The sequence below is a fragment of the Pseudomonas meliae genome (genome assembly GCF_001400515.1).
Taxonomy (GTDB): domain Bacteria; phylum Pseudomonadota; class Gammaproteobacteria; order Pseudomonadales; family Pseudomonadaceae; genus Aquipseudomonas; species Aquipseudomonas amygdali.
This window is the reverse complement of the sequence record NZ_LJQT01000477.1, coordinates 33367-49364: the sequence shown is the minus strand read 5'-3', so window position 1 is coordinate 49364 and position 15998 is coordinate 33367. Positions and strand designations below refer to the sequence as shown.

10 protein-coding genes are annotated in these 15998 nt (G+C 59.3%); 9 read left to right on the top strand and 1 reads right to left on the bottom strand.

The genetic code is table 11. The features are described from left to right. Positions 1 to 108: 108 nt before the first annotated feature. Entirely contained in the window at positions 109 to 2541 is a 2433-nt protein-coding gene (locus ALO64_RS22455) for a penicillin-binding protein 1A (protein WP_408002922.1), read from the bottom strand. 209 nt (positions 2542 to 2750) lie between these two features. Between ALO64_RS22455 and ALO64_RS22450 the strand changes: the two genes are divergently transcribed. From ALO64_RS22450 to gltB, 9 genes are all read left to right on the top strand, one after another. Continuing rightward, positions 2751 to 3815: a pilus assembly protein PilM gene (locus tag ALO64_RS22450; RefSeq protein ID WP_044343318.1), complete on the top strand. Its 1065-nt coding sequence runs from the start codon at positions 2751 to 2753 to the stop codon at positions 3813 to 3815. Then, on the top strand, positions 3815 to 4414 hold the full coding sequence (locus ALO64_RS22445) for a PilN domain-containing protein (RefSeq protein WP_044343317.1): 600 nt from the start codon (positions 3815 to 3817) through the stop codon (positions 4412 to 4414). The genes ALO64_RS22450 and ALO64_RS22445 overlap by 1 nt, the downstream gene beginning before the upstream one ends. Further along, positions 4411 to 5034 carry a type 4a pilus biogenesis protein PilO gene (pilO, locus tag ALO64_RS22440; RefSeq protein ID WP_044343316.1) on the top strand — a complete coding sequence of 208 codons (624 nt, stop codon included), beginning with the start codon at positions 4411 to 4413 and terminating at the stop codon, positions 5032 to 5034. The genes ALO64_RS22445 and pilO overlap by 4 nt, the downstream gene beginning before the upstream one ends. After that, positions 5031 to 5558, top strand: coding sequence for a type 4a pilus biogenesis lipoprotein PilP (gene pilP, locus ALO64_RS22435; RefSeq protein ID WP_002551655.1), 528 nt, complete (start codon positions 5031 to 5033; stop codon positions 5556 to 5558). The genes pilO and pilP overlap by 4 nt, the downstream gene beginning before the upstream one ends. Positions 5559 to 5605: 47 nt before the next feature. Continuing rightward, on the top strand, positions 5606 to 7711 hold the full coding sequence (pilQ, locus tag ALO64_RS22430) for a type IV pilus secretin PilQ (protein ID WP_044343315.1): 2106 nt from the start codon (positions 5606 to 5608) through the stop codon (positions 7709 to 7711). 4 nt (positions 7712 to 7715) lie between these two features. Beyond that, complete coding sequence (gene aroK, locus ALO64_RS22425) at positions 7716 to 8234, top strand: shikimate kinase AroK (RefSeq protein ID WP_002551657.1); 519 nt, start codon at positions 7716 to 7718, stop codon at positions 8232 to 8234. Between the two features lie 115 nt (positions 8235 to 8349). Then, entirely contained in the window at positions 8350 to 9453 is a 1104-nt protein-coding gene (aroB, locus tag ALO64_RS22420; RefSeq protein ID WP_044343314.1) for a 3-dehydroquinate synthase, read from the top strand. A gap of 10 nt (positions 9454 to 9463) precedes the next feature. Continuing rightward, the gene (locus ALO64_RS22415; protein ID WP_044343313.1) at positions 9464 to 11083 is read left to right on the top strand and encodes an SPOR domain-containing protein; all 1620 of its coding nucleotides are present in this window, start codon (positions 9464 to 9466) and stop codon (positions 11081 to 11083) included. 360 nt (positions 11084 to 11443) lie between these two features. After that, a complete protein-coding gene (gltB, locus tag ALO64_RS22410; protein WP_044343312.1) occupies positions 11444 to 15889 on the top strand; it encodes a glutamate synthase large subunit in 4446 nt (1481 codons plus the stop codon). The last annotated feature ends 109 nt before the right edge of the window (positions 15890 to 15998 follow it).

Sequence of the window (15998 nt, the reverse complement as noted above, 5' to 3'; positions counted from 1 at the left end):
GACGTGTAGCGTCCAGAATGGCATGCGACGCGGAGCGTCGCACATAGTTGAAATGATCGTTCCTCACGGTCCATGTGACGCTCTGCGTCACCTACCTGCGCAGTGCTATCAGAACAAATCGATCGGTGCTGACTCATCCGCTGGCAACGGGCTGCCCGGTGCGCTGCTGCCGCCCAGTTCGTTGACGCTTGGCGGTGTGTCTTCGCTTTTGAACAGTTCGAAGAACGCGTTCGGCGTGCTGGGCGTGGCAGCGCGGCCGCTCAGTGGGTCTACGCGCAGGCTGAGGATGCCCGGCGGTTCTGCCTGCTGATGCGGTGGCTTGTCCTTGAGTGCAGCGCTCATGTAGTCCATCCAGATCGGCAGGGAGACCGTACCGCCAAATTCATGACGACCAAGGCTTTCAGGCTGATCGAAGCCGCTCCAGACAGTTGTCACATAGTCCGCGTTGTAACCGGAGAACCACGCATCCTTGGAATCGTTGGTGGTACCGGTCTTGCCGGCGATATCCGGCCTGTTCATCGACAGAGCGCGCCGCCCGGTGCCGCGCTTGATTACGTCCTGCAGCATGCTGTTCAGAATGTAGGTCGTGCGGCCATCCACAACGCGCTCTGCAACGGCGGGCGCTTGCGGCTGGGCCGGTGGGCCTGCGATCACGCTCGGGCTGGCATGCACGGCAAAGGTCGACGTGTTGGGCGCAGTATTGACGTCGTTGGCCGGAACGCTTGGCGGATTGGCCACAAACAGGGTCTGCCCGTCACGGTTCTCGATGGTCTGGATCAGATAAGGACTGACCTTGTAACCGCCATTGGCAAAGGTGGCCCAGCCGGTGGCGATTTCCATCGGGGTCAATGTAGCCGTGCCCAGTGCCAGCGACAGGTTGCGCGGCAAGTCTTGCTTGGAGAAGCCAAAGCGGGTGATGTAGTCGATGGTGCTGTCGATACCGAGGGCCTGGAGCAGGCGGATCGATACCAGGTTGCGAGACTTGTACAGCGCCTCGCGCAGGCGGATCGGGCCAAGGAAGGTGTTGGTGTCATTTTTCGGACGCCATACCTTGTCCAGATACTCGTCGACAAACACGATAGGTGCGTCGTTCACCAGACTGGAGGCGGTGTAACCGTTATCCAGTGCAGCGCTGTAGATGAACGGTTTGAAGCTTGAGCCCGGCTGACGCTTGGCCTGCATGGCGCGGTTGTAGTTGCTCTGCTCGAAAGCGAAGCCGCCGACCAGCGCACGAATGGCACCGTTTTGCGGGTCAAGCGAGACCAGGGCGCTCTGCGCGACGGGAATTTGACTGAATTTCAGCGAGCCGTCGCCCTGGCGCAACAGGCGAACAAGGTCGCCCACCTTGGCAACATCGCCTGGCTGCTTCGGATTTGCCCCCAGACTGTTGGTATTCAGGTAAGGCCGCGCCCACTTCATGGTGGCCCAGTCGACGGTTTCTTCCTTCTCGCCGTTGCGGGTCAGCACGCGCAAGCCGGTCTTGTCGACCTGGGTCACGATGCCGGGCTCGAGGCCGTTGATCATGCGTTGTTTGGTCAGTTCCTGTACCCAGTTGGCGCGGGTCATGCCCGGGAAGCGGCTTTCCGGGCCGCGATAGCCGTGGCGCTGGTCGTAATCGATCAGGCCCTGCTGGATGGACTTGTTGGCGTGCTCCTGAAGGTCGCTCGGCACCGTGGTAGTGACGCGGAAGCCCTCTGTATAGGCCTCGCTGCCGTAACGGCCGACCATTTCGGCGCGTGCCATTTCAGCAATGTACGGCGCGTTCACTTCCGGGGTTGGCACGTGATAACTGGCGTTGAGTGGTTCGTTCAAGGCTGTCTGGTAAGCAGTCTGGTCAATCTTGCCCAGACGATACATGCGGCCGAGGATCCAGTCGCGGCGTTCCTTGGCGCGGGTCGGGTTGGCCAGCGGGTTGAAGCGTGACGGCGCCTTGGGCAGACCGGCAATCATGGCCATTTGCGCAAGGCTTACATCGCGAATCGATTTGCCATAGTAGACTTGCGCCGCGGCTTCGATTCCGTAGGCGCGGTTACCCAGATAAATCTTGTTGACGTACAGCTCGAGAATCTCGTCTTTGGTAAGTTGGCGCTCGATTTGCAAGGCCAACAGAATCTCGGTGGTTTTGCGTGAAAAGCTTCTTTCGCTGGTCAGGAAGAAGTTTTTCGCGACCTGCATGGTGATGGTACTGCCGCCTGACTGAATATGGCCGCTTTTTACCAGTTGTGTGGCAGCGCGCATCAGGCTGCTCGGGTCGACGCCATAGTGGTTGGCGAAGTTGTCGTCTTCGGCCGATAGCAGGGCGTTGATGAAGTTGGGCGGAATTTCCGCGAAGCGAATCGGCGTGCGGCGCATTTCGCCAAACTCGGCAATCAGCTTGCCGTCGCTGCTGAATACGCGCAGGGGGATTTGCAGTTGAATGCTTCGCAGCGCTTCAACCGATGGCAGGGTCGGGCTCAGGTAGAGAAACGCGCCACTCAGGCCAAGCAACAGCGAGCAGAATACCGCGACGAGGGACCACCAGAAAAACTTCAGCAGGCGTATCAAGGCTTTTGGATTTCCAGAAAAAATAATGGGTTAAGCGCAGGCATTTACAAATGAACACGCCTTGAGGCTTTCTTAAATGAAAAAATCGCTGGGCATTATAAGCATTTTTCGTCTACGAGCGTGATTTGCGCTACTGTCAAGGCTGTCGACAGTGACGTTGGCCCGAAATAACTCCGTAAGTGGCGGAAACTCATAGGAATCAGGTTGTGTTCGAACTCTTCAGTAAGAAGGCCAACACCCTTCTAGGGATCGATATTAGCTCCACCTCGGTAAAACTCCTGGAATTGAGTCGTTCCGGCACTCGTTACAAGGTCGAGTCTTACGCAGTCGAGCCGTTGCCGGCCAACGCTGTCGTCGAAAAGAATATTGCCGAGCTCCAAGGGGTTGGTCAGGCGCTGTCTCGCGTGCTCGCCAAGGCCAAGACCAGCGTCAAGATCGTGGCGGTCGCCGTAGCCGGTTCCGCCGTGATCACCAAGACGATTGAAATGGACGCCGGTCTTTCCGACGACGACATGGAAAACCAGCTCAAGCTTGAGGCTGACCAGTACATCCCTTATCCGCTGGAAGAAGTCGCCATCGATTTCGAAGTGCAGGGCTACTCGGTGCGCAATCCCGAACGCGTCGAAGTATTGCTGGCTGCCTGCCGCAAAGAGAATGTCGAAGTGCGTGAGGCGGCGCTGGCTCTGGCCGGGCTGACCGCGCGCGTGGTGGACGTCGAGGCCTATGCCCTGGAGCGCTCGTTCGGCCTGCTGGCTGCGCAACTGGGTAACGGTCATGACGAGCTTACCGTGGCGGTGGTCGATATCGGTGCCACAATGACCACCCTCAGCGTGCTGCATCATGGCCGGATCATCTATACCCGCGAGCAACTGTTTGGTGGCCGCCAGCTGACTGACGAAATCCAGCGCCGCTATGGGCTTTCCATGGAGGAGGCCGGGCTTGCCAAGAAGCAGGGCGGGTTGCCCGACGACTATGTCAGCGAGGTGCTGGACCCCTTCAAGGATGCGTTGGTGCAGCAGGTCTCTCGTTCTTTGCAGTTCTTCTTTGCGGCCGGTCAATACAACTCCGTGGATCACATCATGCTGGCAGGCGGCACGGCTTCGATTTCAGGGCTGGAGCATTTGATTCAACGACGCATTGGCACCCCGACGATGGTCGCCAACCCGTTTGCCGACATGGCCCTGAGCTCCAAGGTCAATGCCGGGGCGCTGGCCAGTGACGCTCCCGCGTTGATGATCGCGTGCGGTCTGGCGTTGAGGAGCTTCGACTGATGGCGCGGATCAACTTATTACCGTGGCGCGAAGAGCTTCGCGAAGAACGAAAAAAACGCTTCCTGACCGCACTGGTCGGCGTGTTGGTGGTGTCAGTCGGTATTCTGTTTCTGATTGATCGTTACGTCAGCAACGCCATTGAGCATCAGATGGCGCGCAACGCGTTTGTGCAGACGCAGATCGCTCAGCTCGATATACGCATCAAGGAGATCAGCGACCTGAAGGCGCGTCGTAAACAGTTACTTGAGCGCATGAAGATCATTCAGGACCTGCAAGGCAACCGCCCGATCACGGGGCGTGTATTCGATCAACTGGCGCGCACTCTTCCGGATGGCGTTTATTTCTCGCAGGTCAAAATGACCGACAAGCTGATTGCCATCAGTGGCGCTGCCGAATCGAATAACCGGGTTTCCGACCTGATGCGCAACCTTGAAGCCTCTGAGTGGCTGGAAGCGCCGAGCCTGACTGAAGTGAAGGCCACGACTGCAGGGGCTGTGGATCAGGCCAACGTCTTTCAGTTGACAGTGCGTCAGGCCCAGCCGCCGGTTGCCGCAGCTGCACCTGCCGCAACCACGCCCGCTACAGGAGCCAAGCCATGAATATGTCTGAATGGCTGGAAGGGCTTCGCAAGGTTGACCTGAGCGAGCTGGACCTGAACAACCTGGGTTCCTGGCCCGCAGCGGTCAAGGCCATTGCCGGCGTGCTGTTCGCGGTACTGATTTTCGCACTGGGCTACTTCTTCTTTATCCAGGACCTGGAAACCCAGCTGGAAAGCGCACAGAACAGTGAAGTGACGCTCAAGGAGCAGTTTTCCAACAAGGCCTTCCAGGCTGCCAACCTTGAGCCTTACAAGAAGCAGATGGAAGAAATGGAAAACACCTTCGGTGCTCTGCTGCGGCAATTGCCCAGCGACACCGAAGTGCCTGGCTTGCTTGAGGATATAACCCGGACCGGGCTGGGAAGCGGGCTTGAGTTCGAGGAAATCAAGCTGCTGCCCGAGGCGGTCCAGCAGTTCTACATCGAGCTGCCGATACAGATCACGGTAGTCGGTGGTTATCACGACCTGGCGACCTTCGTCAGCGGTGTCGCCAGCCTGCCGCGCATCGTCACGCTGCATGATTTCGAGATCAAACCGGTCGACCCGAAGGTGCCGACCAAGTTGCGCATGAGCATTCTGGCCAAGACCTACCGCTACAACGATGAAGGGCTGAAGAAATGAGGGCGGCGCGATTGCTGTGCGTCAGTGTGGTTATGACAGGGTTGGCCGGTTGCGGTAATGACAATGATTTTGCCGACCTGTCGGCCTTCATGGATCAGGCCAGAGCGCGCCCGAGCGGCACTATCGAGGCCCTGCCGAAGTTTCGTCCGTATGAAGCGTTCACCTACAACGCCTCTACGCTGCGCAGTCCTTTTCAGCCTCCGGTCAAGATCGACCTGCTCAACCGCCAGAAGGGCTCGCGGCTGGTAGCGCCGGACGAGCACCGGGTCAGGCAATTCCTGGAAGGGTTCAATATCGAGTCGTTCGAGATGGTCGGCACGATTGGCAACGAGTCAGGGACATTTGCCCTGCTGCGCGGTGCGGGAGGCGTTCATCGCGTCAAGGTGGGAGATTACCTGGGCCGTAACAACGGCCGGGTAGTGTCAATCGGTGATGCGCAGGTAGATGTCATTGAAATTGTTCCTGATGGAGAGGGGGCCTGGCTGGAAAGGCCGCGCACTATCGCCCTCAAAGAACGCTCATGAAGTGGGCAAGGCCAAGTATGCACAGTAGCGCTCAACGGAAATTGATCATGACCCGGATTTTCTCGATTATCGGCGTGTCGTTATGCATCGCGATGCTTTCGCCGGTTCTCCAGGCTGCCAACCTAAAGACTCTGGATGTCGCCGCCCTGCCGGGTGATCGCATCGAGCTCAAGCTGGCATTCGACTCGCCGGTGCCTGCGCCGCGCGGTTACACCACGGCGCAACCTGCGCGTATTGCGCTGGACCTGCCGGGCGTGACCAGTCAGTTGGCGACCAAAAGCCGTGAACTCGGTAACGGTAACGCACGCAGCGTGGTCGTTGTACAGGCTCAGGACCGCACGCGGGTAATCATCAACCTGACCACGCTTTCGCCCTACAGCTCCCGCGTCGACGGCAACAACCTTTACGTCGTTATCGGTCAGGGCGCAGCCGCTGCGCAGGCTTCCCAGCCAACCACCGCGATGGGCGCGCAACGGGTAGCGGTGCCGCCACCCACTCCGGCATCTGCCAGACCGTTTATCCCCGCGGGCGTCAAGGCCATCAGGAATGTCGATTTCCAGCGCGGCGAGCTGGGTGAAGGCAATGTGATCATAGATTTGAGCAACCCCGGCATTGCCCCGGATATTCAGGAGCAGGGCGGCAAGATTCGCGTCGACTTCGCCAAGACCCAACTGCCCGAACCGCTGCGCGTGCGGCTGGACGTCAAGGACTTCGCCACGCCGGTGCAGTTTGTCAGTGCGTCGGCTACGGGCGACAAGGCCAGTATCCTGATCGAACCGTCGGGTGCCTTCGACTACTCGGCGTTCCAGACCGAAAACAAGCTGACCATCAGTGTACGGCCGTTGACCAATGAGGATCTGGACCGCCGCGCCGCTGACAAACCAGTGTACACCGGTGAAAAGCTGTCGCTGAACTTCCAGGACATCGACGTACGCTCGGTGCTGCAACTGATTGCCGACTTCACCAACCTCAATCTGGTGGCCAGCGACACGGTTCAGGGCGGTATTACCCTGCGTCTGCAGAACGTGCCATGGGATCAGGCGCTGGACCTGGTGCTGAAAACCAAGGGCCTGGACAAGCGCAAGGTCGGCAGCGTTCTGCTGATCGCGCCCGCCGATGAAATTGCTGCCCGCGAGCGTCAGGAGCTTGAATCGCTCAAGCAGATCGCCGAGCTGGCGCCCCTGCGTCGTGAATTGTTGCAGGTCAATTACGCCAAGGCTGCCGATATCGCCAAGCTGTTCCAGTCGGTGACCAGCGCCGAGTCCAAGACCGACGAGCGTGGCTCGATCACTGTGGACGACCGGACCAACAACATCATTGCCTATCAAACCCAGGACCGGCTCGACGAACTGCGTCGCATCGTCTCGCAACTGGACATTCCGGTGCGTCAGGTGATGATCGAGGCGCGCATCGTCGAGGCCAACGTCGATTACAACAAGCAACTGGGTGTGCGCTGGGGCGGCTCGACCAACACCAGCGGCAATGGAAAATGGACAACCTATGGCCTTGATAATAATGGCGATGAGGCAAGTAACACTGGCAGCAACGTGACCTCCAACGTGCCGTTTGTCGATATGGGCGCATCTGGCGCAACCTCCGGCATTGGCCTGGGCTTCGTCACCAACAATACGTTGCTGGACCTTGAGCTGAGCGCGATGGAGAAGACCGGTAACGGTGAAATCGTCTCCCAGCCCAAGGTAGTCACTTCCGACAAGGAAACCGCCAAGATCCTCAAGGGCACCGAGATTCCGTATCAGGAATCCAGCTCCAGCGGTGCAACCACTGTGAGCTTCAAGGAGGCCTCGCTGTCGCTTGAGGTAACGCCACAGATCACGCCGGATAACCGCATCATCATGGAGGTCAAGGTCACCAAGGATGAGCCGGACTACCTGAATGCGTTGCTTGGTGTACCACCGATCAAGAAAAACGAGGTCAACGCCAAAGTGCTGATTTCCGATGGCGAAACCATCGTCATTGGTGGTGTGTTCTCAAATACGCAAAGTAAAGTTGTCGATAAAGTGCCATTTCTTGGCGATGTACCGTATCTTGGCCGGCTTTTCAGGCGCGATGTGGTATCCGAGTCCAAATCCGAGCTGTTGGTATTTTTGACTCCGCGTATCATGAACAACCAGGCGATTTCTGTGAGTCGTTGATTTTGTGCGAAATTTAATACTTGTGGGGCCGATGGGTGCTGGCAAAAGCACCATCGGCCGTTTGCTTGCCAAAGAGTTGCGACTGCCGTTCAAGGATTCCGACAAGGAAATCGAGTTGCGCACGGGCGCCAATATCCCGTGGATCTTCGACAAGGAAGGCGAGCCGGGTTTCCGTGAGCGCGAGCAGGCCATGATTGCCGAGCTGTGCGAAGCCGATGGCCTGGTTCTGGCCACCGGTGGCGGTGCGGTCATGCGCGGTGAAAACCGTCAGGCGTTGCGTGCCGGTGGGCGCGTGGTGTATCTGCATGCTTCCATAGAACAGCAGGTCGGGCGCACCGCGCGTGACCGAAATCGTCCTTTGTTGCGTACCGCTGATCCGGCCCGGGTGCTCAGTGAATTGCTGGCTATCCGCGACCCGCTTTATCGGGAAATCGCCGACGTGGTGATTGAAACCGATGAGCGGCCACCCCGAATGGTGGTTCTCGAGATATTGGCGCGCCTTGCAGAGCTTCCTCCCCGTTAAAGCGCAGGCGAAAATGCGCTATTCTCGTCGACCAGCAAAACAGCGACGGTGCATGGCCTTGCGTCATGACCTGCTGAAGCACAAACCGTCCAACCGGTAATCAATGTGGGGACACATGCAGACACTTAAGGTCGAGCTTGGTGAGCGTAGCTACCCGATCCATATTGGCGAAGGCCTTCTGGATCAGCCAGAGCTCCTGACCCCGCATATCGTCGGGCGTCAGGTGGCTATCGTTTCCAACATGACAGTGGCACCGCTGTATCTGGAGCGTCTGACGCAGACCCTGGCCGGTTACAACGTTCTTCCGATTGTTCTGCCCGATGGCGAGGCGTTCAAGAACTGGGAAACCCTGCAGACCATTTTCGATGGCCTGCTGACCGCTCGTCATGACCGCCGCACCACGGTCATCGCCCTGGGTGGCGGTGTGATTGGCGACATGGCCGGGTTTGCTGCCGCCTGTTATCAGCGCGGCGTGAATTTCATCCAGATCCCCACCACGTTGCTGTCCCAAGTGGACTCCTCGGTGGGCGGCAAGACCGGCATCAATCATCCGTTGGGCAAGAACATGGTGGGGGCCTTCTATCAGCCGAGCGTCGTGCTGATCGATACCACCTCGCTCAACACCCTGCCCGAGCGTGAACTGTCCGCCGGGCTGGCAGAGGTCATCAAGTACGGCCTGATCTGCGACGAGCCGTTTCTGACCTGGCTTGAAGAGCACGTCGACGCGCTGCGCGGGCTGGATCAGGCGGCGCTGACCGTGGCCATCGAACGCTCCTGTGCGGCCAAGGCGCTGGTGGTCGGCGCCGACGAGCGTGAGTCCGGTGTTCGCGCCACATTGAACCTGGGTCACACATTCGGTCACGCCATCGAGACGCATATGGGCTATGGTGTCTGGCTGCATGGCGAGGCGGTAGCTGCCGGTACGGTCATGGCGCTGGAAATGTCCTCGCGTCTGGGCTGGATCAGCACGCAGGATCGGGATCGCGGTATTCGCCTGTTTCAGCGCGCCGGGCTGCCGGTGGTGCCACCACAGGACATGACGGAAGACAATTTCCTCGAACACATGGCGATCGACAAGAAAGTCATCGACGGTCGCTTGCGTCTGGTGCTGTTGCGCCAGATGGGTGAAGCGGTTATCACGGACGATTATCCAAAAGAAGTATTACAGGCCACTCTGGTTGCGGACTATCGCGCCCTGGTGGATCAGCTTAGAGGTTAACGGAAAACCCATGACTAGTTTGCATGCCGACGAGGCCTTCCTCGGCCATTATCAGTTGAGTCATGACCCCTTTGCAGCGCGGGTACCTGGCTTCAAATTCTTTCCTGCCCAGCGCAAGCCTGTACTGGGTCAGCTTCATCATCTGGCGCGTTACAGCCAGTTGTTGCTGGCAGTGACCGGGCCGCAGGGCAGCGGCAAGACCCTGCTGCGTCAGGCGCTGGTAGCAAGCACCAACAAGCAGTCTGTGCAAAGCGTTGTGGTTTCTGCACGCGGCGCTGGCGATGCGGCAGGTGTGCTGCAGCAGGTTGCCCAGGCGCTGAGCGTTGCCCAGGCTGAAATGCAGGCGATCCTGTCGCAGGTCGTGCAGCTCGGGCTGACCGGCCAGGAAGTCTACTTGCTGGTTGACGACGCGGAACAACTGGGCGATTCGGCGCTCGAAGCGTTGCTGGATCTTGCTGCGGGAACGCCTGAAGGGCGTCCGCATGTATTCCTGTTCGGAGAGCCATCGCTGCTCGATCGTCTCGATCAGATGTGTGCCGACCTGCAGGGCGATGTCGAAGGCGAACGCTTTCACGGCATCGAGCTGCAACCCTATACGGAAGAGGAAACCCGAGAGTATCTGGCTCAGCGTCTGGAGGGTGCAGGGCAAGGAATCGCGTTGTTCACTGTCGACCAGATCACCGATATTCATGAACAGTCCGATGGCTGGCCTGGGGCAATCAACCAGGTAGCCCGCGATTCAATGATCGAGGCGATGATCGCGAGTCGTTCCGCGGTCAAGCGTCCAAGTGTGGGGTTCAACATGCCGAAAAAACACGTATTGGCCTTGGGTGCCGTCGTCATAGTGGCCGTGGCAGCAGCAGTGCTGATCCCGGGTCGCGGTGACAAAACGGGCACACCAGCCAATGCCCCAGCTTCTGCTCAGGCGCAATTGCCGCTGGGCGAGGGCAAGCCAACTGCTCAGCAATCGAACAACGGTAGCCCGGCCATCGAGTTCGCGGGCAATTCCCAGCCGATGCCGCTACCGATGAATGGCAACTCGCAACCGGTGATGCGCGGCCCGCTGGCTGAAGCGGCCGGGTCGAGTGATTCCGACGAAGACGCGGTGCCGACAGGTTCTCCTGCCCAGCCGCCGACCGTGACCACCACTGCGCCGCCTGCGGGCGTGCCTGCCGGTCAGGCTGCCGCCCAGACGCCACGCTCGTCTATTCCTGCCCCAGCCGCCAAGCCAGCGCCAGCGCCTGCACCTGCGCCTGCTCAGGTCGCCACAGCCAAGCCAGCTCCGGCCCCGGCTGCCAAGCCTGCGGAAAAACCTGCGCCAGCAGCCGCCAAACCGGCTGCCGGTAGCAATTGGTACAGCAGTCAGGCGCCAGGCCATTATGTGGTACAGATTCTGGGCACCAGCTCCGAAGCGACCGCTCAGGCCTACATCGCAGAGCAAGGTGGCGAGTACCGTTATTTCAAGAAAACCCTGCAGGGCAAGCCGCTGTACGTCATCACGTATGGCAACTTTCCTGACCGTGCTGCCGCCCTGGCAGCCATCAAAGTATTGCCAGCCAAGGTTCAGGCTGGTAAACCTTGGCCCCGTACTGTCGCCAGCGTCCAACAAGAGCTTGGTGCCAGTCGCTGAAGTCGCAGCGGCCTTATCCGGGCCGCTTCACCCAGCCAGCCTGACTTAACCCGCAAAGCGCGCCACCTGATTGGTGCGCGCCTTGCGGCGTCTGCGTTACAAGCGCTTTACAGTCTCCCGTCGCGTCAGTCAGATACTTGAAGAAATGCTTTGACTAGCACAGCGACCCGTTTTAAAACTTTCATAATTGCGACATTGATTATCAATCAGTCGTCGTTAAATTTGTTAGCCCTTGTGTCGCTGTGTACAATGACATCCGTTTTGCCTGTCCGAAGCTGGCGTACGTTCGGCGTGACAGGTAATTGGTTGAATTAAAAGGAAATTTGCCTCGCATAGAGGCAGCCTGGTGAGAAAGTGTCTATGAAAGCAGGTCTGTACCAACCAGATGAATTCAAGGATAACTGCGGCTTCGGCCTGATCGCTCATATGCAGGGCGAGCCCAGTCATCACCTGTTGCAGACGGCCGTTCAGGCCCTGACCTGCATGACCCACCGTGGCGGCATCAACGCCGACGGCAAGACCGGTGACGGTTGCGGTCTGTTGATTCAGAAGCCCGATGGCTTCTTGCGTGCGATGGCCAAAGAGCACTTCGGTGCCGATCTGCCCCGCCAATATGCTGTGGGCATGGTGTTCCTTAATCAGGACGACGCCAAGGCGGACGCCGCACGCGAAAACATGAACCGCGAGATCCTCGCCGAGGGCCTGGAACTGGTCGGCTGGCGTCAGGTGCCGATCGATACCAGCGTCCTTGGCCGTCTGGCACTGGAGCGCCTGCCGAAAATCGAGCAGGTGTACATTGGTGGTGAAGGCCTGAGCGATCAGGAATTCGCCATCAAGCTGTTCAGCGCGCGCCGCCGTTCGTCAGTGTCCAACGCCGCAGATACCGATCATTACATCTGCAGCTTTTCGCACAAGACCATCATTTATAAAGGCCTGATGATGCCGGCCGATCTCACGGCCTTCTTCCCGGACCTGAGCGACGAGCGTCTGCAGACTGCCATTTGCGTGTTCCACCAGCGCTTTTCCACCAATACCCTGCCGAAATGGCCGCTGGCGCAGCCGTTCCGCTTTCTTGCCCACAACGGCGAGATCAACACCATCACCGGCAACCGCAACTGGGCACAGGCGCGTCGCACCAAGTTCACCAACGATCTGATGGATCTGGACGAGCTGGGCCCGCTGGTCAACCGCGTGGGTTCGGACTCATCGAGCATGGACAACATGCTTGAGCTGACGGTGACCGGCGGCATCGACCTGTTCCGTGGCGTGCGCATGATCATTCCGCCTGCGTGGCAGAACGTCGAGACCATGGACCCGGATCTACGCGCCTTCTATGAATACAACTCCATGCACATGGAGCCGTGGGACGGCCCGGCCGGCATCGTGATGACCGAAGGTCGTCATGCCGTCTGCCTGCTCGACCGCAATGGCCTGCGCCCGGCGCGCTGGGTCACGACCAAGAACGGCTACATCACCCTGGCGTCGGAAATCGGCGTGTGGGACTACAAGCCTGAAGACGTTATCGCCAAGGGCCGCGTCGGTCCTGGGCAGATCTTTGCCGTGGACACTGAAACCGGTCAGATCCTCGACACCGACGCCATCGACAACCGTCTCAAGTCGCGTCATCCGTACAAGCAATGGCTGCGCAAGAATGCCCTGCGCATTCAGGCCACCATGGAAGACAACGACCACGGCTCGGCTTTTTACGACAGCGAGCAGCTCAAGCAGTACATGAAGATGTATCAGGTCACGTTCGAAGAACGCGATCAGGTGCTGCGCCCGCTGGGTGAACAGGGCCAGGAAGCTGTGGGCTCGATGGGTGACGACACACCGATGGCGGTGTTGTCGCGTCGTGTGCGTTCGCCCTACGATTACTTCCGCCAGCAGTTCGCGCAGGTGACCAACCCGCCGATCGACCCGCTGCGTGAAGCCATCGTCATGTCGCTGGAAATCTGCCTCGGTGCCGAGCGCAATATCTTCCAGGAATCGCCAGAGCACGCCTCACGCGTAATCCTTAGTTCGCCGGTCATTTCGCCAGCCAAATGGCGTTCGCTGATGAACCTGGAGCGTCCGGGCTTCGAACGCCACATCATTGACCTGAACTACGATGAAAGCCTGGGTCTTGAAGCCGCTGTGCGCAGCGTTGCCGATCAGGCCGAAGAGGCCGTGCGTGCCGGTCGTACCCTGATCGTGCTGAGCGACCGACACATCGCACCGGGCAAACTGCCGGTGCATGCTTCGCTGGCGGTCGGCGCGGTTCACCACCGTCTGACCGAACAGGGCCTGCGCTGTGACAGCAACATCCTGGTCGAAACCGCAACCGCGCGTGACCCGCACCATTTCGCGGTGTTGATCGGCTTCGGCGCGTCGGCGGTCTATCCGTTCCTGGCCTATGAAGTGCTGGGCGATCTGATCCGTACTGGCGAAGTGCTTGGCGATCTGTACGAAGTCTTCAAGAACTACCGCAAAGGCATCACCAAGGGGCTGCTCAAGATCCTGTCGAAGATGGGTATCTCGACCGTTGCGTCCTACCGTGGCGCGCAGTTGTTTGAAGCCATCGGTCTGTCCGAGGAGGTTTGCGACACCAGTTTCCGCGGTGTGCCGAGCCGCCTGAAAGGCGCGCGTTTCGTCGATATTGAAGCCGAACAGAAAGCGCTGGCAGCCGAAGCCTGGAGCACGCGCAAGCCGATCCAGCAAGGCGGTCTGCTCAAGTTCGTGTTTGGTGGCGAATACCATGCCTACAACCCGGACGTGGTCAGCACCCTGCAAGCCGCCGTGCAGCAGGGCGACTACAGCAAGTTCAAGGAATACACCTCGCTGGTAGACCAGCGTCCGGTGTCGATGATTCGCGACCTGCTACAGGTCAAAACGCTTGACCAGCCGCTGAGCATCGACGAAATCGAGCCGCTGAGCGAAATCCTCAAGCGCTTCGATTCGGCCGGTATTTCTCTGGGTGCCTTGTCGCCGGAGGCTCACGAAGCGCTGGCTGAGGCAATGAACCGCCTGGGCGCGCGTTCCAACTCCGGTGAAGGCGGCGAAGATCCTGCGCGTTACGGCACCATCCGCAGCTCCAAGATCAAGCAGATCGCCACGGGCCGCTTTGGTGTAACGCCCGAATACCTGGTCAATGCCGATGTGCTGCAAATCAAGGTTGCACAGGGTGCCAAGCCAGGCGAGGGCGGGCAGCTGCCGGGTGGCAAGGTCAATGGCCTGATCGCCAAGCTGCGCTATGCCGTACCGGGCGTGACGCTGATTTCGCCGCCTCCGCACCACGACATCTATTCCATCGAAGACTTGTCGCAGCTGATTTTTGACTTGAAACAGGTCAACCCGGCGGCGCTGGTTTCGGTCAAGCTGGTGGCAGAAGCGGGCGTTGGCACCATTGCCGCTGGCGTGGCCAAGGCCTATGCCGACCTGATCACCATTTCCGGTTACGACGGTGGCACCGGCGCATCGCCGCTGACCTCGATCAAGTACGCTGGCGCGCCGTGGGAGCTGGGTCTGGCCGAAACTCATCAGACCCTGCGCGGCAACGACCTGCGCGGCAAGGTCCGGGTGCAGACCGACGGTGGCCTGAAAACCGGACTGGACGTGATCAAGGCGGCCATTCTCGGTGCTGAAAGCTTCGGTTTCGGCACCGCGCCGATGATCGCGCTGGGCTGCAAATACCTGCGTATCTGCCACCTGAACAACTGCGCTACCGGCGTTGCCACTCAGAACGAAAAGCTGCGCAAGGACCACTACATCGGCACCGTCGACATGGTGATCAACTTCTTCACCTACGTGGCTGAAGAAACCCGTGAGTGGCTGGCCAGACTGGGTGTCCGTTCGCTGGAAGAACTGATCGGCCGTACCGACCTGCTGGATATCCTGCCGGGCGAAACCGAGAAGCAGCAGCATCTGGACCTGACACCGTTGCTGGGCAGCGACCACATTCCGGCTGACAAGCCTCAGTTCAGCCTGGTGGATCGCAACCCGCCGTTCGACAAGGGTCTGTTGGCCGAGCAGATGGTGGAGATGGCCAAGCCGGCCATTGAATCGCTCAGCGGTGGCGAGTATGAACTGGACATCTGCAACTGCGACCGTTCCATTGGCGCACGGATTTCCGGTGAAATCGCCCGATTGCACGGCAACCAGGGCATGAACAAGGCACCGATCACTTTCCGCTTCAAAGGCACTGCCGGTCAGAGCTTCGGAGTGTGGAACGCCGGTGGCCTGAACATGTATCTGGAAGGCGATGCCAACGACTACGTCGGCAAGGGCATGACCGCTGGCAAGCTGGTGATCGTGCCGCCAAAGGGCAGCCCGTTCAAGACCAACGAGAGCGCGATCATCGGCAACACCTGCCTGTACGGCGCAACCGGCGGCAAGCTGTTTGCGGCGGGCACGGCGGGCGAGCGTTTCGCGGTGCGTAACTCGGGTGCCCACACCGTTGTGGAAGGCACTGGTGATCACTGCTGCGAATACATGACCGGTGGTTTCGTCTGCGTACTGGGCAAGACCGGCTACAACTTCGGTTCCGGTATGACGGGCGGTTTCGCTTACGTGCTCGACCAGGACAACACCTTCGTTGACCTGGTCAACCATGAGCTGGTCGAGATCCAGCGCATCAGCGGCGAGTCGATGGAAGCCTATCGCACACACTTGCAGAGCGTTCTCAACGAGTACGTGGCTGAAACCGACAGCGAATGGGGCCGCAATCTTGCGGAAAACCTGGACGACTACCTGCGTCGTTTCTGGCTGGTCAAGCCCAAGGCTGCCAACCTGAAATCGCTGCTCTCCAGCACTCGGGCGAATCCGCAATAAAAGCAGCTGCTAGCGGTGAGCTTCAAACCGCAAGCCAACGGCAGTGCGCTAATTGCCTGCGATCACGATTTTTTGCAGCTTCAGGCNNCATGTAACCTGAAGCTGCCGT

What these genes read in the sequence shown, in the direction of transcription:
- pilP (WP_002551655.1), top strand. Translation starts at nt 5,031, where the DNA reads ATGAGGGCGGCGCGATTGCTGTGCGTCAGTGTGGTTATGACAGGGTTG.
- ALO64_RS22415 (WP_044343313.1), top strand. Translation starts at nt 9,464, where the DNA reads ATGACTAGTTTGCATGCCGACGAGGCCTTCCTCGGCCATTATCAGTTG.
- aroB (WP_044343314.1), top strand. Translation starts at nt 8,350, where the DNA reads ATGCAGACACTTAAGGTCGAGCTTGGTGAGCGTAGCTACCCGATCCAT.
- pilQ (WP_044343315.1), top strand. Translation starts at nt 5,606, where the DNA reads ATGACCCGGATTTTCTCGATTATCGGCGTGTCGTTATGCATCGCGATG.
- gltB (WP_044343312.1), top strand. Translation starts at nt 11,444, where the DNA reads ATGAAAGCAGGTCTGTACCAACCAGATGAATTCAAGGATAACTGCGGC.
- pilO (WP_044343316.1), top strand. Translation starts at nt 4,411, where the DNA reads ATGAATATGTCTGAATGGCTGGAAGGGCTTCGCAAGGTTGACCTGAGC.
- ALO64_RS22445 (WP_044343317.1), top strand. Translation starts at nt 3,815, where the DNA reads ATGGCGCGGATCAACTTATTACCGTGGCGCGAAGAGCTTCGCGAAGAA.